Raw genomic sequence first — 21,697 nt, forward strand, 5'->3', positions numbered from 1 at the left:
ATACTATGGTGTCGAACCATGGAATCCAAGCTCATCCTCATCGCCGGCCCCTACCGTTCGGGCACGGGCGACGACCCCGTCCTCCTCGACCGGAACCTCCGCCGGCTCGAGGAGGCCGCGTGGCCGATCTTCCGCAAGGGCCACGTGCCGATGATCGGCGAGTGGGTCGCGCTGCCCGTGCTCTCGAGCGCCGGCGCGGCCGGCATCGCCGATCCCCTGGCCGATGAGGTGGTCTACCCCACCGCGCACCGGCTCCTCCAGCACTGCGACGCCGTGCTGCGCCTGCCGGGCGACTCACGCGGGGCCGACCTCGACGTCGCCATCGCACGGGAGCGCGGCATCCCGGTCTACGCCTCGATCGACGAGATCCCCGACGCGGCGGCCGCCGCCGCCTGACCGGTCTTCCCCGGCGGTTCTGCGCCACTTCGGCCTCCGACGCGCCCATTCGACTGGCGCAGACCACGCCGAAGTGGTGCAGCGGTGGCGCGTCACCGCTCGGCCGAGAGCAGCTCCCGCCGGACCACGGCTGCACTCCAGCGCCCGAGCAGCACGCCCGCGACCGTGTCCGAGATGTGGTGCTGGCCGCGGTAGATCCGCGACAGCGCGATGCCACCGGGAATCCCGTACCGCAGCAGCGGCCCGAGGACGCGGGTGCCGCGGCCTCCATGCCGTTCGAGCAGGTCGGCGAGGGTGGTGTGGATCGCGACCGCCGCCGCCGTGTGCCCCGACGGGAACGACGACGTCGCGTGCGGATGCTCCGGCCGCCACACGCCCCGGGGTCGCGGCCGTCCGACGAGTGCCGCGGATCCGACGAAGCATGCCGTCTCGAGCGCGAGGACCGCACCCGGGGCGATGGCGGAGCGGCGGTCGCGCGTGAGCCACCACGTCACGCCGCACCACAACGCCCCGTTCGCGATCGTCTGCGGCACCCCCGAGTACCAGGAGAGCGGGGCGGTGACGCGATCGAGCAGCTCGCGAGTCTCGGGCGGATCGAGCAGCGCGCCGTCGTCGTCGGGCCGGTGGCCGAACGCCGCCTGCAGCGCGCGTACCGGCCGGTCCTCGAGGGGGTTGTCGCCGCCGACGAGCCGTACGACTCGACCGGTTGCGGCGAGCACCGCGATCGCCCCGAGCCCCGGAAGGACGAACGAGCGGAGGAACGAGCGCATGCCCGCAGCCTAGCCACCGGGCCCGGCCGGAAGAATCATGCGACGACGTGCATCCGAACCCGCCCCGGGAGGAGAAGTACTGGTATCGGGTGCATTCGCGCCCGCCGATTGAAGGGAATTCCAATGAAGCGCATTCTCGCCACCGGATTCATCGCCGCTCTCGCTGCGTTCGGCGTCGTCGGCGCCGCCGGCGCCGCCCACGCCGCACCCTCCGATGCTGCCTGCTTCGGCCAGGTGCACAAGACCATCAACACCGAAGGCGCCCTCGGATTCACGAACGTCGGAGACGTCGTCACGGCCGTCGGCGGCCAGGGCAAGAAGGAGATCGCCAGGGGTCTCTGCGACTGAGCGGTCCTGACGCTGCTCAGCACCGTCTTCGTCGGGGGGTCGGCCCCGACAGACAGAACGGCCCGGGTCGATGACCCGGGCCGTTCTGTCTGACCTTGGTGCGCAAGGGGGGAGTTGAACCCCCACGCCCTCACGGGCACACGGACCTGAACCGTGCGCGTCTGCCTATTCCGCCACTTGCGCATGCTGCGACGCACACAGGTGCGAACCAGCCAACCGAGACTAACATCTCGTCGCGGCGATCGCCATTCGGCGGCCACGGCCTCCGAATCGAGCACCGGATGCAGGAAGGAATCGGAGACTCGCCGCTCAGCTGACCCCGACACGCCGTGGTCGACCCGGGAGTTCCTGCATCGCCGGTCGGGCCACCCCGAGCTCGCGACACGCCCCCGCCGAGGGGCGCCCATGCTCCCAGACCCGACCCCCGACCCGCAACCACCCCGGCAACGTGGCATCCGGCCCTCGCGCTCACCCTCGATGCAGCCCTAGCATCGACAGAGGTTCTGGCGCCCGCACCGACCGAAGCGACGAGACGTTCCCCCACCGACGCGACGAGACGAAAGGATCGCCCCGTGACCCATTCCCCCATCGCCCCCGAGGCGGCCGACCTCAGCGGCATCCGCGGCTACCTGTTCGACCTCGACGGCGTGCTCACGCCCACCGCGGTCGTGCACATGCACGCGTGGTCGCGGCTGTTCACGCCCTTCCTTGAGGCGCATGGCGCGAAGCCGTACTCCGACGACGACTACTTCGCCTACATCGACGGCAAGCCCCGGTACGACGGGGTCCGGTCGCTGCTCGCCAGCCGCGGCATCGTCGTCGACGAGGGCGAGGTGACGGATGCCGCGACCGCCGACACGGTCCACGGCCTCGGCAACCGCAAGAACGACGCCTTCAACGCCACGCTCGCCGAGGAGGGCGTGGCGGCCTATCCGGCGAGCGTCGCGTTCCTCGACGCGGTCACGCGCGCGGGAGCGAGGGTCGCCGTGGTCTCGAGCTCGAAGAACGCGCCGTCGGTGCTCGCCGCCGCGGGCCTCGCCGAGCGGTTCGAGGTCGTCGTCGACGGCGCCGTCGCCGCCCGCGACGGCCTGCCCGGCAAGCCCGAGCCCGACACCTTCGAGCGCGCCGCCGAGCTGCTCGGCCTCGACACCGCGGAGTGCGCCGTGGTCGAGGACGCGGAGTCCGGCGTGAAGGCCGGAGCGGCGGGAGAGTTCGGTATCGTCATCGGGGTCGATCGCGGCGTCGGCCGCGATGCCCTCCGGGAGCTCGGCGCCGACGTGATCGTCGACGAGCTCGACGAGCTCATCCCCGCCGTCGAGCGCGCCGCCGCGGCATCCGGCACCGCATCGGCCGGCACCGCGGCCTCCGATGTCCCCCCGAACCCCACCGACTCCCCCGCCCCCAGCACCCGAGAGGAACCTGCATGAGGTTCGCCGACCACGACCCGCTGAACCGCAGCCGGTTCCCCATCGACGAGTGGGCGTTCATCGAGACGGAGTTCGGCGTGGCCGACATGGGCCGCACCGAGACCCTCTTCGCCGTGGGCAACGGCTACCTCGGCCTGCGCGGCAACGTCGAGGAGGGCCGCGACGGCCACATGCACGGCACGTTCGTGAACGGGTTCCACGAGACATGGCCGATCCGTCACGCCGAGGAGGCGTTCGGATTCGCCCGCGTCGGCCAGACGATCGTGAACGCACCCGACGCCAAGGTCATCCGCCTCTACGTCGACGACGAGCCGCTCGTCATCACGGTCGCCGAGATCCTCGCCTACGAGCGCCGACTCGACTTCCGCCTCGGCTCCCTCTCGCGCTCGATCGAGTGGCGCACGCCGTCGGGCAAGCGCGTGCTCATCACGAGCAGGCGCATGGTGTCGTTCACCGACCGGCACCTCGCCCTCATCGACTACGAGGTCGAACTGCTCGACGCGGATGCCGCGGTCACCATCTCGAGCCAGATCCTGAACCGCCAGGACGGCCGCGACGAGTACCGGTCGGGCGTGCAGGAGCCGCAGGGCGCCTTCGACCCGCGCAAGGCGGAGCAGTTCACCGAGCGCGTGCTGCAGCCGCGAGTGAAGCGCGCCGAGGGATCGCGCTACATGCTCGGCTACCAGTCCACGAACTCGGGCATGACCATGGCGATCGGCGCCGAGCACTCGATCGAGACCGAGAACGAGTTCACCGAGTCGGGCACGATCGGCGACGACCTCGCCAAGCACATCTACCGGGTGCACGCGAAGCAGGGCCAGCCGATCCGCATCACGAAGGCGATCAGCTACCACACGGCCCGCACCGTTCCGGCGCGCGAGCTCGTCGACCGCGCCGACCGCACGCTCGATCGGGCGGCCGAGCTCGGCGTGGCCGAGATCTTCGACCAGCAGCACTCGTGGCTCGACGACTACTGGGCGCGCTCCGACGTCGAGATCGAGGGCCACCCGGCGCTGCAGCAGGCCATCCGCTGGAACCTGTTCCAGCTCGCGCAGGCCACCGCGCGCACCGACGGCGACGGCGTCGCCGCGAAGGGCGTCTCGGGGTCGGGCTACGGCGGCCACTACTTCTGGGACAGCGAGATCTACGTCATGCCGTTCCTCAGCTACACGGCCCCCGTGGTGGCGCGCAACGTGCTGCGATTCCGGCAGCGGATGCTCGACGCCGCCCGCGGCCGCGCGCTCGAGCTCAACCAGCGCGGGGCCCTCTTCCCCTGGCGCACCATCAACGGCCTCGAGTCGAGCGCGTACTACGCGGCCGGCACCGCGCAGTACCACATCGACGCGGACATCGCCTTCGCCCTCTGCCAGTACGTGGCCGCGACGGGCGACGTCGACTTCCTCGCCCGCGGCGCGATCGACATCCTCGTCGAGACCGCGCGCATGTGGGAGGACCTCGGGTTCTGGCGCACGGGCGCCGACGACGTGTTCCACATCCACGGCGTCACCGGGCCCGACGAGTACACGACGGTCGTGAACGACAACCTCTACACGAACGTCATGGCGCGGGCGAACCTCGCTGCCGCGGCATCCGCGGTCGACAACCTGCAGGTCAACGACCCGATCGCGTACCACAAGCTGGTCGCACGCCTCGAGGTCACCCCGGCCGAGGTGGCGAGCTGGCGTCGCGCGGCCGCGCACATGCACATCCCCTACGACGAGCAGCTCGGCATCCACCCGCAGGACTCCGCGTTCCTGCAGAAGGAGCTGTGGGACCTCGAGAACACCCCCGAGGACCGCCGGCCGCTGCTGCTCCACTACCACCCGCTCGTCATCTACCGGTTCCAGGTGCTGAAGCAGGCCGACGTGGTGCTCGCGCTGTACCTGCAGGGCGACCGGTTCTCGACCGAGGCGAAGCGCGCGAACTTCGAGTACTACGACCCGCTGACCACGGGCGACTCGACGCTGTCGGCGGTCGTGCAGTCCATCATCGCCGCCGAGGTCGGCTACCACGAGCTGGCCATGCGGTACTTCCGATCGGCGCTCTTCGTCGACCTCGCCGACCTGCACCACAATGCGGCCGACGGCGTGCACGTGGCCTCGACGGGCGGCGTGTGGGCCGCGCTCGTGTCGGGCTTCGGCGGGTTCCGCGACCACAACGGCGTCTTCTCGTTCGACCCGCGCCTGCCCGACGACTGGCGCAAGCTGGTCTACCGCCTGACGCTTCGCGGAACCCGCCTGCGCGTGGAGCTCGAGGCCGAGTCGATCACGTTCGTCGTGGAGGCCGGTGACGAGGCGCGGGTGAAGGTGCGCGGCGCCGACGTGGTCGTCACGGCGGATGCCCCGGTCAGCGTCCCGCTCGACGGCCAGGGCCCCCGGCTGTACGGCGCTCCGACCATGCGCGACGTCGCCGGATCGCGCCGCGCGGACGGCACGCTGCTCACCGCATCGATCCCCACGCTGTCGCTCGACGTCGACGAGGAGGAAACGGCGATTCCGATCGACTGACATCGGGCGTTCACAGCCGCTGCGGCTACCATGACACCATCACGAACGGGATCGGGAGACCTGTGGGCCTACTGGACAACTTCGAGAAGGGTCTCGAACGCGCCGTGAACGGCGCATTCGCGAAGACCTTCCGCTCGGGGCTGCAGCCCGTGGAGATCACGGCGGCGCTGAAGCGCGAGATCGACACGAAGGCGGCGGTCGTCTCGCGCGACCGCGTGCTCGTGCCGAACACGTTCACCGTGCGCATGTCGCCGACCGACCACGACCGCATGGCGGGCCTCGGCCCGGCCCTCATCGACGAGCTCACCGACCTCGTGCAGAAGCACGCCGCCAGCCAGCGCTTCCAGTTCGCGGGCGGCATCTCGATCGCGCTCCAGCCCGATCCGGGCCTCTCCGAGGGGATGGTGCAGGTCGACTCCCGCAACGTGAAGGGCCAGGTCGCCTGGACGCCCGTGCTCGACGTGGGCGGCAAGCGCTACCCGATCCTGAAGGGCCGCACGGTCATCGGCCGCGGCAGCGACGCCGACCTGACCCTCGACGACTCCGGCGCCTCGCGTCGTCACGCCGAGGTGCAGTGGGACGGCACGCGCGCCCGCGTGCGCGACCTCGGCTCGACGAACGGCACCCAGCTCAACGGCGCGCCCGTGCGCGAGGCCGTGCTCGAGCCCGACGCCGTCATCACCATCGGCCGCTCGCGGATCGTGTTCCGCGTGCTGGCCCAGGCCTCCGCGCCCGCCGGCCATGGCGCCGACCCCGCCACGCAGCGCCACGACATGGGCGGGTTCTGGGGGCCCGGCGAATGAGCGAACTCACCCTCCTGGTCCTCCAACTCGGTTTCCTCGTCCTGCTCTGGGTCTTCGTCTTCGCGATCGTGTACTCGCTGCGCAGCGACCTGTTCGGACAGCGCGTGCGCAAGCTGCAGCCCGAAGCCGCGGCGGCCGCGCCGGCGCCCGCGGCCGCCTTCCCCGCCGCAGCGCCCGCCCCGTCGGCTCACCCGGCCGCGCCCGCCTCGGGCCCCGGAGGCGAGACCGCCTCCACCGAGAACGCCACCCGCCTCGTCATCACGAGCGGGCAGAAGGCCGGGGCGGAGTTCCCGCTCGGCCGCGACGAGATCACCATCGGCCGGTCGAGCGACTCGGCGATCATCATCCGCGACGACTACACGTCCACCCACCACGCCCGACTCATGCTGTGGAACGGCCGCTGGATGATCCAGGACCTCGACTCCACGAACGGCACGTTCCTCAACGGCTCCCGAGTGACCGTGCCGACGCCGATCCCGCTCGGAGCCACGGTCAAGGTCGGAGCGACGACGTTCGAGCTGCGACGGTAGCCGATGGCGAACGTCAAGGCGAGCGCGGCGGTCTCGCACGTCGGCCGGATCCGCTCGAACAACCAGGACTCCGGCTACGCCGGGCGGCGGCTCTTCCTCGTCGCCGACGGCATGGGCGGACACGCCGGCGGCGACATCGCGAGCGCCATCGCGACCCGCCGCATCGCCGAGGCCGACGCCGACTACGGCACGGCGCCCGAGGCCGCGGCCGCCCTCGAGGGTGCCCTGGTCGCCGCCAACCGCCAGCTCGCCGAGACGGTCGCCGACCACTCGGAGCTCACCGGCATGGGCACGACCGTCAGCTCGCTGCTCCTCGAGGAAGACCGCGTCGTCATCGCCCACATCGGCGACTCCCGGATCTACCTGCTGCGCTCCGGCGAGCTCAGCCAGATCACGACCGACCACACGTTCGTGCAGCGTCTCGTCGACGCCGGTCGCATCACGGCCGAGGAGGCCATGGTGCATCCGCGTCGCTCGGTGCTCATGCGCGTGCTCGGCGACGTCGAGAGCTCGCCCGAGATCGACTCGATGGTGCTCGACACCGCTCCGGGCGACCGGTGGATGCTCTGCTCCGACGGCCTGTCCGGTGTCGTCTCGTTCGACGAGATCCAGGAGTTCATGTCCGCGGACGCCGGCGCGAAGCAGGTCGCCGACCGGCTCGTGAAGGCCTCGCTCGACGGCGGAGCGCCCGACAACGTGACCGTGGTCGTCATCGACGTGGGCGATCCGCCCGCCCCCGAGACGCCGCCCCTCGTCGTCGGCTCGGCGGCCGCCCCGCTCGCGTTCGGCGCAGCGGCGGAGCCGGTGCGCGCCCGCGGCATCCGCCTACCCACCCTGCGCCCCCACCCGGTGCAGGAGACGCACTTCGAGCCCGACTCCCAGGACTACTTCGACGAGCTCATCGAGGAGGACGCGCGTCGCCGTCGCCGTCGCCGCTGGATGTGGGGCTTCTGGATCGTGCTGCTCGTCGCCGCGATCGTCACGACGTTCGTGCTCGGCTACCAGTGGACGCAGACGCGCTACTACGTGGGCGAGTACAACGGCCGGGTTGCCATCTACCAGGGCATCCAGCAGGACCTCGGGCCGATCTCGCTGCACGAGCTGCACACCGAGACCACCATCGACGTGGCCGACCTGCGCACGTACGACCAGCAGCGCGTGGAGCAGACGATCAGCGCGAGCTCGTTCTCCGAGGCCTACCGCATCGTCCAGCGACTGGAGGACTCCGTTGACTGACGCCGCAGGACGCACGGCGGAGGCACCCCGCTCGGGCGGGCCGCCCACCGCATCCGTGCGTCGCATCCGCCTGCCGCAGAAGCTGCGCAACATGGAGCTCTGGCTCCTCGTCGTGGCGTGCATCATCAACTCCGCTGCGATCGTGCTCGTGCAGCTCGGCGCCATGGGCCGCATCGACACGCAGCTCGTGCTGCTCGGCGCCGGCCTCTCGGCGCTCGTGTTCGGCCTGCACATCGCGATGCGCTTCGTCGCCCGCGACGCCGACCCGTTCCTGCTGCCGATCGCCACCGTGCTCAACGGACTCGGCATCGCGATGATCTACCGCATCGACATCGCCAACGGCGAGGGCGGCTGGGAGAGCGCGTCGGTGCGCCAGATCGTCTGGAGCGCGATCGCGATCGTGGCCGCCATCGCCACGATGCTGCTGATCCGCAACCACCGCGTGCTGTTCCGCTACACCTACCTCTCGGGTCTCATCGCCATCGTGCTGCTCCTGCTGCCGCTCGTGCCCGGCATTGGTCGCGAGGTGAGCGGCGCGCGCGTGTGGATCGGCGTGGGCGACTTCGCCACCTTCCAGCCCGGCGAGATCGCGAAGATCGCGCTCGCGGTGTTCTTCGCCGGCTACCTCGTGCGCAACCGCGACTCACTGTCGATGGTGGGCACGAAGTTCCTCGGCATGCAGTTCCCGCGCGCCCGCGACCTCGGTCCGCTGCTCGTCGTCTGGGCCCTGTCGATGGCCGTCATCGTGTTCCAGCGCGACCTCGGCACCGCCCTCCTCTACTTCGGGCTGTTCCTCGTGATGCTCTACGTCGCCACCAGCCGCCTGTCGTGGGTCGTGCTCGGACTCACGCTGTTCATCGGCGGCGCACTGGTGGCGAGCCAGACGCTCGACTACGTGAGCAACCGCTTCGCGAACTGGCTCGACCCGTTCAGCCCCGACCGCTTCGACCAGGAGTTCGGCGGCAGCTACCAGCTCGTGCAGGGGCTGTTCGGCCTCGCGAACGGCGGCCTCATCGGCACCGGCTGGGGACAGGGCCGGCCCGACATCACGCCGGTCCCGCAGAGCGACTACATCATCGCGAGCCTCGGCGAGGAGCTCGGGCTGGCCGGCATCTTCGCGATCCTCGCGCTCTACGTGCTGCTCGTCGCGCGCGGGTTCCGCATCGGCTTCGCCGGCCAGGACGACTTCGGCAAGCTCCTCGGCGTCGGACTCGCGTTCGTCATCGCCCTGCAGGTCTTCATCGTGGTGGGCGGCGTCACCCGTGTCATCCCGCTGACGGGCCTGACCACGCCGTTCCTGGCTGCGGGCGGTTCGTCGCTCGTCGCGAACTGGATCATCGTCGCGCTGCTGCTCAGGCTGTCCGACACCGTGCGCAACCATCCGAGGCTGGTGATCGACGGATGAACCGCGAACTCAAGCGCGTCACGATCGTCGTGCTGCTCATGTTCCTCACGCTCTTCGTGTCGACGACGGTCATCCAGTACGCCCAGGCCGAGGCCCTCGCCGCGGACCCGCGCAACTCGCGCACGCTCTACGAGAGCTACTCGGTCGAGCGCGGCCCGATCCTGGTCGGCGGCGAGCCGATCGCGTTCTCGCAGCCGTCCGACGACGTCTACAAGTTCCAGCGCGTCTACCCGAATGGCCCGCTGTTCGCGCCCGTGACCGGGTACATCCCCGTCAACGGCGAGGCGACCGGCCTCGAGCGCTCGCTCAACGACTACCTGAGCGGGCAGAGCTCGAGCCAGTTCTTCGACTCGCTCAACCGCATCATCTCCGGCCAGGACCCGATGGGGGCGTCCGTGGAGGTCGCCATCGACCCCGTCGCGCAGCAGGCCGCATGGGACGCGCTCGGCGACTACACGGGCGCGGTCATCCTCACCGAGCCGGCGACCGGACGCATCCTCGCCATGGTGACGAAGCCGACGTACGACCCCAACTCGCTCGCGGTGCACGACAGCGAGCAGGTGCAGGCGACGTTCGACGGCCTGCTCGCCGACCCGAGCGACCCGCTGTTCAACCGCGCGACCGGCGGCGACATGAACCCCCCCGGATCGACGTTCAAGCTCGTCGTCACCGCCGCGGCCCTCGAGTCCGGGCGCTACACGCCCGAGTCGACGTTCCCGAACCCTGCGTCGCTCACGCTTCCCGGCACCGACGCGGTCGTGCGGAACTCAGGCGGTGGCACCTGCGGCCCCGGCGCCGAGGTCACGCTGGCCGACGCGCTGCGACTCTCGTGCAACATCCCGATGGCCGAGCTCGGCATGGAGCTCGGCGACGCCGCCATCCGCGACCAGGCCGAGAAGTTCGGCTTCAACTCCGAGTTCGTCATCCCCAACCTCACCGAGGTGAGCACCTATCCCCGCGTGCTCGACGAGCCGCAGACCGCGCTGACCGCGTTCGGACAGGGCGACGTGCGCGCGACGCCGATGCAGATGGCGATGGTCTCCGCGGCGATCGCCAACGGCGGCATCGTGATGAACCCCAACCTCGTCGACGCCATCACGGCTCCCGACTTCACGCCGCTGCAGGAGTTCGAGCCCGCGGAATTCGGCCGTGCGATCAGCGAGGAGACGGCGAACACCATGGTGCAGATGATGGTGAACGGCGTCGAGAACGGGGCCGCGAGTAATGCAAGAATAGACGGCGTCAGCGTGGCCGGTAAGACGGGTACAGCAGAGAACGGAGAGAGTGACCCCTACACTCTCTGGTTCACAGGTTTTGCCCCCGCCGACAACCCTCAGTATGCGATCACGGTACTCGTGGAGGATGGCGGGGGACTTGGTCAGGAGGGGTACGGCAATCTCATCGCCGCACCCATCGCAAAGCAGGTACTAGAGGCGGTGCTGAACACATGAGACCGAGCGCAGGGCTCACCTTCGGAGGGCGCTACGAACTGCAGTCCCGGATCGCCATCGGCGGCATGGGCGAGGTGTGGCAGGCCACCGACCTCGTCATCGGGCGGCAGGTCGCGATCAAGATCCTGAAGGACGAGTACCTCGGCGACCCCGGCTTCCTCGAGCGGTTCCGCGCCGAGGCCCGCCACGCCGCGCTCGTGAACCACGAGGGCATCGCCAACGTCTTCGACTACGGCGAGGAGGAGGGCAGCGCCTACCTCGTGATGGAGCTCGTCCCGGGCGAGGCGCTCTCGACGATCCTCGAGCGCGAGCACGTGCTCTCCACCGACAAGGTGCTCGACATCGTCGCCCAGACCGCCGCGGCGCTCCAGGCCGCCCACGCGGCGGGCCTCGTGCACCGCGACATCAAGCCCGGCAACCTGCTCATCACGCCCGACGGGCGCGTGAAGATCACCGACTTCGGCATCGCGCGCATCGCCGACCAGGTGCCGCTCACCGCGACCGGCCAGGTCATGGGCACGGTGCAGTACCTCTCGCCCGAGCAGGCGTCGGGGCACCCCGCGTCACCCACGACCGACATCTACTCGCTCGGCATCGTCGCCTACGAGGCCCTCGCCGGGCGCCGCCCGTTCACGGGCGAGTCGCAGGTCGCCATCGCGATGGCGCAGATCAACGAGACGCCGCCCGACCTCCCCGTCACGGTGTCGGAGCCGGTGCGCAACCTCGTCTACGCGTGCATCGCGAAGAACCCTGCCGACCGTCCGCAGTCGGCGGCGCACCTCGCGCGTGCCGCGCAGGCGCTGCGGCGCGGCGACGTGCAGGGTGCGGCCGCCGCGGTTCCCGCGGTGCTCGGCGCCGCCGGTGCCACCGCGGCGACGATGCTCATGCCCGCGGCCGCCGGTGCCACCGCGGCCACCACCGTGCTCCCCTCCGCGGGCGCCGGGATCGGCGCAGCCGGCATGAGCGAAGAGGAGACGATCGAGGAGGAGGCAGCTCCCAAGAAGCGGAGCCCCTGGACGTGGCCGCTCATCGTGCTCATCGCCATCCTCGCGATCGTGCTCATCGGCACGCTCATCGCCCTGGCGCTGAACCAGGGCAACGACGATCCCCCGGCGACCACCGGCCGGCCCACGTCCACGAGCGCCCCGCCCACCACGCCGAGCGCACCGCCGACCACCGAGGCTCCGCAGACGATCCAGGTCGACCGCAACGCCTACATCGGCATGAACGTCGACGAGGCGGCGGCGCAGATCGAGGCGCTCGGCCTGCCCGTCGTGCGCGAGGCCGGCGCGGCGGCGACGGAGCCCGGGCTCGCCAACACGGTGTCGGAGGTCAACCCGAGCGGCCCGGTGCAGCCCGGCACCACGATCACGCTGACGTACCTCACCGACCCCGTGGCACCGAGCGCGCCCTCGTCGCCGCCCACGACGAACACGAACCCCGTCGAGCCCGACGTCGGCCAGATCACGGTCAACTGGCCGGCCCAGAGCTGCCCGGCGGGCCAGACGCTGAGCGGCTACGAGGTCGCCGTCACCGGCGACGCCTCCGTGCCGAACAACCCCGTGTTCGGCCCCGGCACGACCAGTGCGCAGGTCAACGTGAACAACACGCCCGGCGGCTCGTTCGACGTCACGTTCCGCTACTTCTGCGGCCAGCTCGACTCGCCCTTCTCGCCTCCCCTCACGGTGGGCATCGAGAACTGACCGAGGCGAACAGGACGAAGGACGGAGCTGCAGGGTGAGCGATGAGGGACGCGTGCTCGCGGGGCGGTATCGCGTGGGCGCGCTCATCGGTCGCGGCGGCATGTCCGACGTCCACGTCGGCTCCGACACTCGACTCGGCCGCAAGGTCGCGATCAAGCTCCTGAAGCCACAGCTCGCCACCGACCCGGCCTTCCGCATGCGGTTCCGCCAGGAGGCGCAGTCCGCGGCGCGAATGGCGCACCCCACGATCGTCCGCGTGTTCGATGCCGGCGAGGAGACGGTCGTCGACTCCGCCGGACACGAGGTGCAGCTGCCGTTCATCGTGATGGAGTTCGTCGAGGGACGGCTGCTCAAGGACATCATCCACGACGGCCCACTCGAGCCGGTCGCCGCCGTGCGCGTGATCGACGGGGTGCTCACCGCACTCGAGTACTCGCACCGGGCGGGCGTCGTGCACCGCGACATCAAGCCCGGCAACATCATGATCACCACCACCGGCCAGGTGAAGGTGATGGACTTCGGCATCGCGCGCGCGGTGTCCGACTCGTCGACGACGGTCGCGCAGACCACGGCCATCCTGGGCACGGCCTCGTACTTCTCGCCCGAGCAGGCCAAGGGCGAGACCGTCGACGCGCGCACCGACCTCTACTCGACGGGTGTCGTGCTGTTCGAGATGCTCACGGGCCGGCCGCCGTTCCGCGGCGACACCCCGGTCGCGGTCGCGTACCAGCACGTGAGCGAGCGCCCGGTGAAGCCGAGCGCCATCAACCCCAAGGTCTCCCCCGCGCTCGACGCCGTCGTGCTGCACGCGCTCACCAAGAACCGTGACGAGCGCTATCAGACGGCGGCGGAGTTCCGGGCCGACGTCGACATCGCGGCATCCGGTCGCGTGCCCGTGCACCGCCAGCCCGACGAGGCGACCCTGCTGTTCGGCGCACCCACGAGCTCGCTGACGAGCTCCGAGCTCGCGCTCCGCCAGCTCACCGAAGACGAGACGATGTCGCGCACCCAGCGGCGTCCTCCGGCCATCTGGATCTGGTCGGGCATCATCGGCGTCGTCGTCATCGTGATCGCGGTCATGTACTGGGCGTTCAACCTGCAGCCGACCGACGACCTCCCGTCGAACGCGCGCGAGATCCCGGCCCTGGCCGGCGTCACCTACGAGGAGGCGGTCTCGCAGCTGCAGGAGCTCGGGCTGCCGGCGACGCGCATCGACGAGACCAACGACACGGTGGCCGCGGGCCAGGTGATCCGCACAGACCCGCCCGAGGGCGAGATCGTCGACACCAACACCGCGGTGACGGTCTACGTCTCGTCGGGTCGAGAACCCGTGACGGTCCCCGACGTGCGCAACAAGACGCTCGAACAGGCGAAGGCCGACGTGCAGGCGGCCGGGCTCGTGCCCGGCACCGAGAATCGCGAGAACTCGCCGACGGTGCCCGCCGACACGGTCATGGGCACGACGCCCGAGGCCGGCACCTCGGCCGAGGCCGGGTCGTCGGTCGACTTCCGCATCTCGAGCGGCCTCGTCACCCTGACCGACCTGACCGGGCAGACGCTGGCCGCGGCCTCGTCGTACCTGTCGGCCGAGAACCTGCAGCTGACCCCGGTGCCGAAGCCCGACCCGTCGTGCGAGTCGCAGCCCGGTTCACCGGTCACGCAGCAGTCGCTGCCGCCGGGCGACGTTCCGCAGCGCTCCGAGGTCGAGCTCACCTACTGCGCCGGCTGATCCCCTCAGTCCGCTCGCACCAGCGGATTGAGGCCCACCGCCTTCTCGCGCGCCTCGGGTAGCCCGGCGACGGCGAGCCAGTTGCCGAGCATGCGGTAGCCGCCCTCGGTGAGCACCGACTCGGGGTGGAACTGCACGCCGTAGATGGGTGCGGACTCGTGGCGGAGCCCCATGATCACGCCGCCCTGGGTGCGACTCGTCACCACGAGCTCGGACGGCACGGTGCCGTCGACCACGGCGAGCGAGTGGTACCGCGTCGCGGTGAACGGCTGCGGCACGCCGTCGTAGAAGTCGCTGTCGTCGTGCGTGATCCGCGACGTCTTGCCGTGCATGAGCTCCTCGGCGTTGGTCACCGTGGCGCCGAACGCCTCGGCGATCGCCTGGTGGCCGAGGCACACGCCGAGCAGCGGCTGCCCCGAGGCGAGTGCCGCCTCGACGACCGGGATCGAGACGCCGGCGTCGCCCGGCTTGCCGGGCCCCGGCGAGATGAGCACGGCGTCGTACTCCGCCATGCGCGCGGGCACGTCGGAGACGTCGATGTCGTCGTTGCGCACCACCTCGGTCTCGGCGCCGAGCTCCTGCAGGTAGCCGTTGAGCGTGTAGACGAAGCTGTCGTAGTTGTCGATGACGAGAACGCGGGTCATGAGTCCACCGTGACTTCGATCGGATTGACGATGCCGTCCACCCAGGGGAACACCCAGGTGAAGAGGGCGAAGACCACTGCTGCGAGGAGCAGCAGGAGCAGGATGACCCGAACCCAGGCCGGGCCGGGCAGGATCCGCCACAGAGCAGCGTACATCTCAGGCCCCCCAGGTTGCGACGACGTCGGCGATCTCCGCGGGCGGGCCGGCCGCGGCCGGCTGCCACGACTCGAGCACGCCGTACGCGATGATGCGCTCTGCCGTCGAGTAGAGCGGGTTGCAGCTCGTCAGCGTGATGATGCGGTCGACCGGCTGCAGGTCGGGGTGGTGCGGCACGGGTGCGAGCACCTCGACCGTCTCGGGCGTGACGTACTCGAGGTCGCGGAACCGGTAGGTGTACCAGCCGTCGCGCGTCTGGATGTAGATGGCGTCGCCGAGCTGCAGCTGGTCGATCTCGTGCATCCCGCCGCCGTACGCGCTGCGATGCGCGGCGATGGCGAAGTTGCCGACCGCCCCGGGCATCTGCGTGTCGGGATAGTGGCCCACCCCGAGCTCGGTGCTGTTCAGCACGTCGAGGCCGGTGCCCTCGGCGATGTTCCGCTGCGAGTCCGCCCCGAACCGCGGCACGTACATGACCGCGAACGCCTCCCCGTTCGCATGGTCCGCCGTATCGACGACGGGGTCGCCGTAGTCGGGGGGCGCGGGCGGCTCGGTGCCGCCGTGGGCGGCGCGCCCCTGCTCGAGCCATCGGCTGCTGAGGTCGGATGCCGCGTTCGACTGCTGACCCGCCATCATCGCGTCGTTCCACCACAGCTGCCACCCGAGGAACAGCAGCACCAGCACGCCCGCGGTGACGAGGAGCTCCCCGATCACCCCGACGACGCCGACCCGGCGACGCCCCCGGGCGCCTCCGGAAGCGCCGGCTGCACGACCGTGCTCGGGCTGCGGGTCGGACATGGGAGCGATTCTATTCCCGGCCCGGAGCCCCTCGACTGGGAGTACGCATCCGGCTCGGATAGAATCGCCCGCATGGCACGTACGAAATCATCGAAGCCCGCGCGCGCGGAGCAGGCGAGCGGCGAAGAGGCGCCGAACCCGGTCTGGTTCAAGCCCGTGATGTTCGGCTTCATGCTGCTCGGACTCGCCTGGATCATCGTCTTCTACGTGAGCCAGGGCCGGCTGCCCATCGCCGACCTCGGCTCCTGGAACATCCTCATCGGCTTCGGCATCGCCTTCGTCGGCTTCCTGATGACCACACGCTGGCGCTAGCCGGCTCCACGCGACCGAGCGGGCGGATGCTGCGGCATCCGCCCGTTTCGTGTGCTCGCGGATGCCGCGGGGCGCGAGTTCTCCACATGTTGTCCACAAGGGGATACCCCTGTGGATACGCCCGTGTCCCCCGGAATGGCCACAACTACACGCGTGTAACTCTCCCCACCTGTGGACGGGGATGTGGATAACCCTCAGGTGATGGGGAAGTAGAAGTACCGCAGGCTGAGCACGAGCAATACCACGACGAACGCGACCAGCAGCCCCACCTGGAGTGCCTGCTGCGACCGCTTGCGGGTCTCGACGAGGATGAGTCCGACGATCGCACCTCCGACCAGTCCGCCGAGGTGTGCCTGCCAGGCGATGTTGAAACCCGGCACGAATCCGATCACGAGGTTGATGCCCAGCAGCACGAAGAGCTGCGTGGCGTCCCCGCCGAGTCGGCGCTGGATCACGAGGAACGCGCCCATCAGGCCGAAGATCGCCCCGGATGCCCCGACGACCCCCGTGCGCGGATCACCGAGCCAGAGCACCCCCACCGAGCCGGCGAGGCCCGAGACGAGGTAGAGCGTCAGGAAGCGCCACCGCCCGAGCAGTCCTTCGAGCAACTGCCCGAAGATCCACAGCGTGTACATGTTCAGCAGCACGTGGAAGATCAGGCCCGTCGAGTGCACGAACACCGAGGTGAGCATGCGCCACGGCTCGAAGTTGCCGGGGATCGAGTAGACGCCGGCGTAGAGCAGCCGATCGGTGACCGCGAGCCCGGGGATCAGCTGCAGCACGAACACCGCGAGCGTGATGCCGATGAGCGTATACGTCACCACCGGCGCGCCGCGCCCGGCCGCCGAGCGGGCACGCTTGAGCACCGCCGACTTCGTGCGCGGCGCCGACGCGCGCTGCTCGCGCATGCACTCGGGGCAGATGACGCCGACGGGCGCCTGCGTCTGGCACTCGGGGCAGATCGTGCGGCCGCATCGCTGGCAGAGGATGTAGCTCGGCCGATCGGGGTGCCGGTAGCAGACGTCGGGCCGCTCGGCGTCGCGGTCTTCCCCGGCAGGCTCGGTGCTCACCTGCGGATCAGGCCTCTTCGATCGTGATGCTCTCGATGACGACGTCCTCGAGGGGCTTGTCGCGACCGTCGGTCGGCACGGAGGCGAGCTTCTCGACCACGGCCTGACTCGCGGCATCCGTCACCTTGCCGAAGATGGTGTGCTTGCCCTGCAGCCAGGTGGTCGGCCCGACGGTGATGAAGAACTGCGAGCCGTTGGTGCCGCCGCCCGTGACGCGGTCGCGGCCGGCGTTCGCCATCGCGAGCACGTAGGGCTCGGTGAAGTCGAGCTCGGGGCTGATCTCGTCGTCGAACTGGTAGCCCGGGCCGCCCACGCCCTGGCCGAGCGGGTCGCCGCCCTGGATCATGAAGCCCGGGATGATGCGGTGGAAGATCACGCCGTCGTACAGCGGGTCGTTCGACGTCGCGCCCGTGCCGGGGTGGGTCCACTCGATCTCGCCCGTCGCGAGGCCGACGAAGTTCTTGACGGTCTTCGGGGCCTGGTGGCCGTAGAGGTCGACCTTGATGGGGCCGTGGTTCGTGTTGATCGTCGCGACTGCGGTGGGATTCGCCATGGCCATTATTCTGTCACGCGCAGATTCGTCAACCGGCATGCAGGATTGCGACTCCCACCCCGTTTCCAGCGGTTTCGGTGGCAAGATGGAGTGGTTCGCTGCACAACGATGGAGGTCGAGATGAGCCTGTCACGCAAGCGCCGCAAGGAACTCAAGCGACTGCGCAGCAGTGCGGAAGAACTCTGGGGGAACCAGCAGCAGGTGCTCGCGCACGCCAACTCGGTCGCCAGGGAGGCGAGCCGCCAGCTCGGCCACGTCACCCGTGAAGAGGTCGTTCCGCGCATGCGCTCGGGCTACGAGAGCTACGTACGACCCGGCATGGACACCGCACGCGGCTACGCTCGCTCGGCGGGCGACGCCGCCCAGGTGGGCCTCGGCAACGCCCTCGGGTCGCTGCTCGCGATCGGCGACATCGCGAACGACGCGCGGGTCCGCCGCGCCGTCGAGCGCGTTTCGCCGCGCGCCGCCGCGGTGGTCGAGCAGAAGAAGGGCCCGGGCGTCGGCACGTACCTCGCGATCGGCGCCGGCATCGTCGCGGCCGTCGGCGTGGCCTACGCCGTCTGGCAGACGTTCCGCGCCGACGACGAGCTCTGGGTCGCCGACGACGAGCCCGGCACGGCGAGCGGCACGCCCGCCGCCTGAACCAGGTCTTCCGCGAAGGCCCCGTCCTGATCCGATCAGGCGGGGCCCTTCGTCGTCTCCGCCGAGCGCTCGACCTCAGTGCTGGTACTGAATTCCGAACCGATTCCGACGAATCTGGGAAATCGCCTTGCGTTCCACCTGAGAATCCCGCTACTGTCAACTCTCGGTCCTGGCAACACGAAACCGGAGAGGAGTTGATACCGATGATGCACATCATTTCGTTCACTGAGCCGCACACGGGAGTCCTCCTCGCGTACCCGGCCTGCTAGCCCGCACCGGCACTCGGCGCCTCAGCGCCTGACCGTCACAGCGTTCACTCGAGCGCAGCCCACTCGGGCGTGACCCTGCGGCATCCGCCGCAGCATCCGTCGACCCGATCGAATCGATCACCCCGACCATCGGATGCCGCGCCGGACAGCAGCCCGGAGCCGCCAGGCTTCCCGCCTCGCCGGCGCGCCCGCGCGCCCGGAACGTCCCCACTGGCGCGCCCTCGCGCCGATCCGTCCGAGGGCTCGCCTCCCGCAGTTCGCACACCACGGATCGCACCACCCCGACCGGCGATCGTCCGGCCGGGAACCCACCACCAGAAGGAATGATCGTGAATACCACATCACTCACCGCCGGTTCGGCTCAGCAGAGCCGAGCCACCACCATGAGTGCCCAGGCACGCCAGTTGCGCGAGCGACTGGCCCGCCGCGCCGGCCTCGCGCTGCTCGCGTGGAGCCGTCGCCAGGAGGAGCGTCGGAGCACCGACGCCGTGACCCTGCGCCGCCAGACCGAGCAGGACGCCACCCGCGCCCGCGACGAGCAGTTCCGTCGCCTCGCGCTGGGCGGTGCCGGCCTCATCTGATCATGGGCACCGTACACACCGAGCCCCCGCGGAACCATCCGCATCCCGGGACGCCATCCCGCTCGACGGGGATGTGCTCCGCGGGGGTCTCGGCAACGCACGACGGCGACGTCGAGAGGGCATCGGCCGCACGGGCCGCTGCGCTGTCGTCGTCGCCGTCGTCGTCGTCGCGGCTGCTGGGGTCCGACGCTCAGGGGGCGGCGGGCGGGAAGCCGTCCGCCGGCTCCTGGGCGTTCAGCCGCAGCGCGATGTCGAGCAGGCTCACCCGCTTCAGCCGGGCCACCTCGGCGAGCGGGAACCACCGGGCATCGTCGCTCGAACCGCCGACCTCGCTGCGCAGCTCGCCGCCGGTCACCGTCGCGCGGTACACGACCCGCATCGCGTAGAGCGGCACGTCGCCCGAGTGCCGCCGCTCGGCGGGCACGACCATCGTGTCGATGCCGAGCAGGCGGTCGACGGATGCCTCGTACCCCGTCTCCTCGAAGATCTCGCGCCGGACCGCCTCGACCGGGTGCTCCGAGCCCTCGATACCGCCGCCCGGCAGCGTCCACCCGGACCGGCCGTGCTCGTTCCAGTGCGCGAGCAGGATCTCGCCGTCACGGATGATCACGCCATACGCGGCGATGCGGATGTCCATCCGGCCACTGTACGACAGCGGCCATCGGGTTCACCCGGCCCAGACCACCCAGCCGCCGTGCGGCAGGATCGGGATCGCAGCGACGAGGTATTCCTCCACCCCGTCGACATCGGTCAGGACGCCGAACGTCGCGTCGCTGAACCGCAGGACGCCGCGGTCGTCGGGTCCGCTGAGCGGCAGCCTGGTCTGCGCCCACAGCCTGAGCATGCCCGCCTTGTCGAGGAGGATGCACTCGACGCCCGGTCCCGGCGCACTGTGGAATCCGGCCAGGCCGGCGAAGTTCCCGTCCTCATCGAGGAAGTCGTCGGTGAAGCTGCGAACGATGCCGTCCCGGAGCACCTCATGAGCTGCGCCCGAGACGCGGTCGATGATGTCGGGGACGTCGAGCAGCAGTTGGTCGGGGGCCGGATTCGGCGACGTGTTGACCAGGCAGAGCGCGTACGAGGTCGGTCGGTAGAGCGCCGCCGCCGTCGGCGACCAGAAGCTGGATTCGACGTTGTCGGGCTCGCCCAGGACGGCCGCGAAGTTGACGGCCCCCGACTGCACGAGGCGCAGGCCGAACGGGCTGAGGTGCCGCTGGATGATCCCGTACGAGACGCTGCCCTCTGACGTGAGGAGCCGCCCGTTGTCGTGCCGGAGCACGACGCGCCCGTCCCCGTACACGTAGATCCACCCGATACGCAGCCGGCTCCACGCCGCGATGATGTTCGCGTCGTCCTCGTCATGCCCGCTCACGTCGGCCCGCTCGGCCGCCGCGGCAGGTGCCTGGCCGGCCGTGTCGGATGCCCCGACCACGGCCAGCGCCCCCACGCTCGCGTAGGCGACCACCGCCGCGACGGCCGCGACGACATAACCCGTGCGCCACCGGCGGCGTGCGGGACTCGAGTGCGTGCGGTCGATCCGCGTCGGTCCCCCTCTTCCGACGCCATCCTCGCACTGTTGCCTCCCGTCGGCGAGGGTCGGTCAGCCCCCGCCGGATCAAGGACCGGGCGGGGTCGTGTCGAACTCGAACGACTCGATGACCGCGGTCGAGGCCGCCAGGTGGTCGTCCCACCCTTCTGCCGCAGCGGAGTAGACGACGACCATGACCGTGGCGTACATCCCGCTCGGGAGGCCGGCGACGTCGAGGACGATGATCCGCCACTGCTCATCGGGCTCGGCCCCCCATGTGATGAAGTCCTGCGAGTACAGGAGCGGCACGTAGGGCCCGTCGCCTCCACAGTTCGCCGTCCAATCGGGGTCGATGGCGAGGTCGATCTGCTGCCCCGAGAGTCCGCCGACGGCGACCGGGACGGGTTCCTCCGTGCTCAGCCCAGGACGGGTCGCGAGGGCGCCGACGATGTCGTCCGCCGTCCACTCCACTCCGGGAGCGGCTTCATCACTGCAGTCCTCGGCCGCGACTTGGATGCTGGGGAAGACGTTGAGGAAGATGGTGGGATACCCACCGCTTCCGATCAGTTCGCGGTTCTCGGACGTGTCGGGCACGAGCGTGAGCTGTCCCTCGGCCGCGGGCTCGGTGAGCCATCCGGCGGGAACTGTGAAGGTGAGCGGCGGCCAGAAGCTCGGGGCGGCTTGCGTCCCCGGTTCGAGAGCGACCAGCGGGGCCGTGTTCGAGGAAGCGGATGGGGACGAAGGCGGCGAGGACGTGTTCGCCGCGGTCCGGTTCGAGATGCTGGCGCACCCGACCAGCATGAGTGCGAGGGCCACCGCTACGGCGGCACACGGTGCCT

At 70.3% G+C, this 21,697-nt stretch carries 23 protein-coding genes and 1 tRNA gene; 14 read left to right on the forward strand and 10 right to left on the reverse strand.

Going from position 1 to position 21,697, the window contains the following annotated elements:
- Positions 1 to 18: 18 nt before the first annotated feature.
- Complete coding sequence (locus tag FYC51_RS07655; protein WP_148733000.1) at positions 19 to 396, forward strand: TIR domain-containing protein; 378 nt, start codon at positions 19 to 21, stop codon at positions 394 to 396.
- Positions 397 to 488: 92 nt separating this feature from the next.
- Here the strand turns inward: FYC51_RS07655 and FYC51_RS07660 are convergent, their stop codons facing one another.
- The gene (locus FYC51_RS07660; RefSeq protein ID WP_148733001.1) at positions 489 to 1,166 is read right to left on the reverse strand and encodes a phosphatase PAP2 family protein; all 678 of its coding nucleotides are present in this window, start codon (positions 1,164 to 1,166) and stop codon (positions 489 to 491) included.
- Between the two features lie 123 nt (positions 1,167 to 1,289).
- On the opposite strand from FYC51_RS07660, the gene FYC51_RS07665 reads away from it, so the two are divergent.
- A complete protein-coding gene (locus FYC51_RS07665; RefSeq protein ID WP_148733002.1) occupies positions 1,290 to 1,514 on the forward strand; it encodes a hypothetical protein in 225 nt (74 codons plus the stop codon).
- 96 nt (positions 1,515 to 1,610) lie between these two features.
- On the opposite strand, the gene FYC51_RS07670 is transcribed toward FYC51_RS07665, so the two are convergent.
- Positions 1,611 to 1,697, reverse strand: a tRNA-Leu gene (locus tag FYC51_RS07670).
- A 389-nt stretch (positions 1,698 to 2,086) separates the two neighbouring features.
- On the opposite strand from FYC51_RS07670, the gene FYC51_RS07675 reads away from it, so the two are divergent.
- The 9 genes from FYC51_RS07675 (at position 2,087) to pknB (ending at position 14,305) form a co-directional block, all read left to right on the forward strand.
- A complete protein-coding gene (locus FYC51_RS07675; RefSeq protein ID WP_238476260.1) occupies positions 2,087 to 2,941 on the forward strand; it encodes an HAD family hydrolase in 855 nt (284 codons plus the stop codon).
- Positions 2,938 to 5,448, forward strand: a complete 2,511-nt coding sequence (locus FYC51_RS07680) for a glycoside hydrolase family 65 protein (RefSeq protein ID WP_148733003.1) — start codon at positions 2,938 to 2,940, stop codon at positions 5,446 to 5,448. Before FYC51_RS07675 ends, FYC51_RS07680 begins: the two co-directional genes overlap by 4 nt.
- 62 nt (positions 5,449 to 5,510) lie before the next feature.
- Positions 5,511 to 6,251, forward strand: coding sequence for an FhaA domain-containing protein (locus FYC51_RS07685; protein WP_148733004.1), 741 nt, complete (start codon positions 5,511 to 5,513; stop codon positions 6,249 to 6,251).
- Entirely contained in the window at positions 6,248 to 6,781 is a 534-nt protein-coding gene (locus FYC51_RS07690; RefSeq protein ID WP_148733005.1) for an FHA domain-containing protein FhaB/FipA, read from the forward strand. The genes FYC51_RS07685 and FYC51_RS07690 overlap by 4 nt, the downstream gene beginning before the upstream one ends.
- Before the next feature lie 3 nt (positions 6,782 to 6,784).
- Positions 6,785 to 8,017, forward strand: a complete 1,233-nt coding sequence (locus FYC51_RS07695) for a PP2C family protein-serine/threonine phosphatase (protein WP_148733006.1) — start codon at positions 6,785 to 6,787, stop codon at positions 8,015 to 8,017.
- Entirely contained in the window at positions 8,010 to 9,422 is a 1,413-nt protein-coding gene (locus tag FYC51_RS07700; protein WP_420797225.1) for an FtsW/RodA/SpoVE family cell cycle protein, read from the forward strand. Before FYC51_RS07695 ends, FYC51_RS07700 begins: the two co-directional genes overlap by 8 nt.
- Entirely contained in the window at positions 9,419 to 10,873 is a 1,455-nt protein-coding gene (locus tag FYC51_RS07705; RefSeq protein WP_148733007.1) for a peptidoglycan D,D-transpeptidase FtsI family protein, read from the forward strand. Before FYC51_RS07700 ends, FYC51_RS07705 begins: the two co-directional genes overlap by 4 nt.
- Entirely contained in the window at positions 10,870 to 12,576 is a 1,707-nt protein-coding gene (locus tag FYC51_RS07710) for a protein kinase domain-containing protein (protein WP_148733008.1), read from the forward strand. The genes FYC51_RS07705 and FYC51_RS07710 overlap by 4 nt, the downstream gene beginning before the upstream one ends.
- Positions 12,577 to 12,610: 34 nt before the next feature.
- Positions 12,611 to 14,305 (forward strand): Stk1 family PASTA domain-containing Ser/Thr kinase, encoded by a 1,695-nt coding sequence (gene pknB, locus FYC51_RS07715; RefSeq protein ID WP_148733009.1) that lies wholly within the window; start codon positions 12,611 to 12,613, stop codon positions 14,303 to 14,305.
- 5 nt (positions 14,306 to 14,310) lie between these two features.
- Here pknB and FYC51_RS07720 read toward each other — a convergent pair whose 3' ends face one another.
- From FYC51_RS07720 to FYC51_RS07725, 3 genes are read right to left on the reverse strand one after another with little or no spacing between them, the layout of a single operon-like run.
- Entirely contained in the window at positions 14,311 to 14,949 is a 639-nt protein-coding gene (locus FYC51_RS07720) for an anthranilate synthase component II (RefSeq protein ID WP_148733010.1), read from the reverse strand.
- Positions 14,946 to 15,104, reverse strand: a complete 159-nt coding sequence (locus FYC51_RS19175) for a hypothetical protein (RefSeq protein WP_187432534.1) — start codon at positions 15,102 to 15,104, stop codon at positions 14,946 to 14,948. The genes FYC51_RS07720 and FYC51_RS19175 overlap by 4 nt, the downstream gene beginning before the upstream one ends.
- A 1-nt stretch (position 15,105) precedes the next feature.
- On the reverse strand, positions 15,106 to 15,903 hold the full coding sequence (locus FYC51_RS07725; protein WP_148733011.1) for a class E sortase: 798 nt from the start codon (positions 15,901 to 15,903) through the stop codon (positions 15,106 to 15,108).
- A gap of 72 nt (positions 15,904 to 15,975) precedes the next feature.
- Here FYC51_RS07725 and FYC51_RS07730 point away from each other — a divergent pair, with 72 nt between their 5' ends.
- Positions 15,976 to 16,215, forward strand: coding sequence for a cell division protein CrgA (locus FYC51_RS07730; protein WP_148733012.1), 240 nt, complete (start codon positions 15,976 to 15,978; stop codon positions 16,213 to 16,215).
- A gap of 194 nt (positions 16,216 to 16,409) precedes the next feature.
- On the opposite strand, the gene FYC51_RS07735 is transcribed toward FYC51_RS07730, so the two are convergent.
- Both FYC51_RS07735 and FYC51_RS07740 read right to left on the reverse strand, forming a co-directional pair.
- Positions 16,410 to 17,285: a rhomboid family intramembrane serine protease gene (locus tag FYC51_RS07735; RefSeq protein WP_238476261.1), complete on the reverse strand. Its 876-nt coding sequence runs from the start codon at positions 17,283 to 17,285 to the stop codon at positions 16,410 to 16,412.
- 7 nt (positions 17,286 to 17,292) lie between these two features.
- Positions 17,293 to 17,838 carry a peptidylprolyl isomerase gene (locus FYC51_RS07740; protein ID WP_148733014.1) on the reverse strand — a complete coding sequence of 182 codons (546 nt, stop codon included), beginning with the start codon at positions 17,836 to 17,838 and terminating at the stop codon, positions 17,293 to 17,295.
- Between the two features lie 120 nt (positions 17,839 to 17,958).
- Here FYC51_RS07740 and FYC51_RS07745 point away from each other — a divergent pair, with 120 nt between their 5' ends.
- Both FYC51_RS07745 and FYC51_RS07750 read left to right on the forward strand, forming a co-directional pair.
- Positions 17,959 to 18,480, forward strand: coding sequence for a hypothetical protein (locus FYC51_RS07745; protein WP_148733015.1), 522 nt, complete (start codon positions 17,959 to 17,961; stop codon positions 18,478 to 18,480).
- Positions 18,481 to 19,132: 652 nt separating this feature from the next.
- Positions 19,133 to 19,330: a hypothetical protein gene (locus FYC51_RS07750; RefSeq protein WP_148733016.1), complete on the forward strand. Its 198-nt coding sequence runs from the start codon at positions 19,133 to 19,135 to the stop codon at positions 19,328 to 19,330.
- Between the two features lie 190 nt (positions 19,331 to 19,520).
- Here FYC51_RS07750 and FYC51_RS07755 read toward each other — a convergent pair whose 3' ends face one another.
- The 3 genes from FYC51_RS07755 to FYC51_RS07765 all read right to left on the reverse strand — a co-directional run bounded on the left by FYC51_RS07755 (position 19,521) and on the right by FYC51_RS07765 (position 21,674).
- Entirely contained in the window at positions 19,521 to 19,967 is a 447-nt protein-coding gene (locus FYC51_RS07755) for an NUDIX hydrolase (protein ID WP_148733017.1), read from the reverse strand.
- A gap of 30 nt (positions 19,968 to 19,997) precedes the next feature.
- Positions 19,998 to 20,795, reverse strand: a complete 798-nt coding sequence (locus FYC51_RS19180; protein ID WP_187432535.1) for a hypothetical protein — start codon at positions 20,793 to 20,795, stop codon at positions 19,998 to 20,000.
- Between the two features lie 150 nt (positions 20,796 to 20,945).
- Positions 20,946 to 21,674: a hypothetical protein gene (locus FYC51_RS07765; RefSeq protein ID WP_148733018.1), complete on the reverse strand. Its 729-nt coding sequence runs from the start codon at positions 21,672 to 21,674 to the stop codon at positions 20,946 to 20,948.
- Positions 21,675 to 21,697 lie beyond the last annotated feature (23 nt).

It is taken from the genome of Agromyces mariniharenae (genome assembly GCF_008122505.1).
GTDB classification, from domain to species: domain Bacteria; phylum Actinomycetota; class Actinomycetes; order Actinomycetales; family Microbacteriaceae; genus Agromyces; species Agromyces mariniharenae.

Coding starts and splice junctions, on each gene's coding strand:
- FYC51_RS07655 (WP_148733000.1), top strand. CDS start 19: ATGGAATCCAAGCTCATCCTCATCGCCGGCCCCTACCGTTCGGGCACG.
- FYC51_RS07660 (WP_148733001.1), bottom strand. CDS start 1,166: ATGCGCTCGTTCCTCCGCTCGTTCGTCCTTCCGGGGCTCGGGGCGATC.
- FYC51_RS07665 (WP_148733002.1), top strand. CDS start 1,290: ATGAAGCGCATTCTCGCCACCGGATTCATCGCCGCTCTCGCTGCGTTC.
- FYC51_RS07680 (WP_148733003.1), top strand. CDS start 2,938: ATGAGGTTCGCCGACCACGACCCGCTGAACCGCAGCCGGTTCCCCATC.
- FYC51_RS07690 (WP_148733005.1), top strand. CDS start 6,248: ATGAGCGAACTCACCCTCCTGGTCCTCCAACTCGGTTTCCTCGTCCTG.
- FYC51_RS07695 (WP_148733006.1), top strand. CDS start 6,785: ATGGCGAACGTCAAGGCGAGCGCGGCGGTCTCGCACGTCGGCCGGATC.
- FYC51_RS07705 (WP_148733007.1), top strand. CDS start 9,419: ATGAACCGCGAACTCAAGCGCGTCACGATCGTCGTGCTGCTCATGTTC.
- FYC51_RS07710 (WP_148733008.1), top strand. CDS start 10,870: ATGAGACCGAGCGCAGGGCTCACCTTCGGAGGGCGCTACGAACTGCAG.
- FYC51_RS07720 (WP_148733010.1), bottom strand. CDS start 14,949: ATGACCCGCGTTCTCGTCATCGACAACTACGACAGCTTCGTCTACACG.
- FYC51_RS19175 (WP_187432534.1), bottom strand. CDS start 15,104: ATGTACGCTGCTCTGTGGCGGATCCTGCCCGGCCCGGCCTGGGTTCGG.
- FYC51_RS07725 (WP_148733011.1), bottom strand. CDS start 15,903: ATGTCCGACCCGCAGCCCGAGCACGGTCGTGCAGCCGGCGCTTCCGGA.
- FYC51_RS07730 (WP_148733012.1), top strand. CDS start 15,976: ATGGCACGTACGAAATCATCGAAGCCCGCGCGCGCGGAGCAGGCGAGC.
- FYC51_RS07740 (WP_148733014.1), bottom strand. CDS start 17,838: ATGGCGAATCCCACCGCAGTCGCGACGATCAACACGAACCACGGCCCC.
- FYC51_RS07745 (WP_148733015.1), top strand. CDS start 17,959: ATGAGCCTGTCACGCAAGCGCCGCAAGGAACTCAAGCGACTGCGCAGC.
- FYC51_RS07750 (WP_148733016.1), top strand. CDS start 19,133: ATGAGTGCCCAGGCACGCCAGTTGCGCGAGCGACTGGCCCGCCGCGCC.
- FYC51_RS07755 (WP_148733017.1), bottom strand. CDS start 19,967: ATGGACATCCGCATCGCCGCGTATGGCGTGATCATCCGTGACGGCGAG.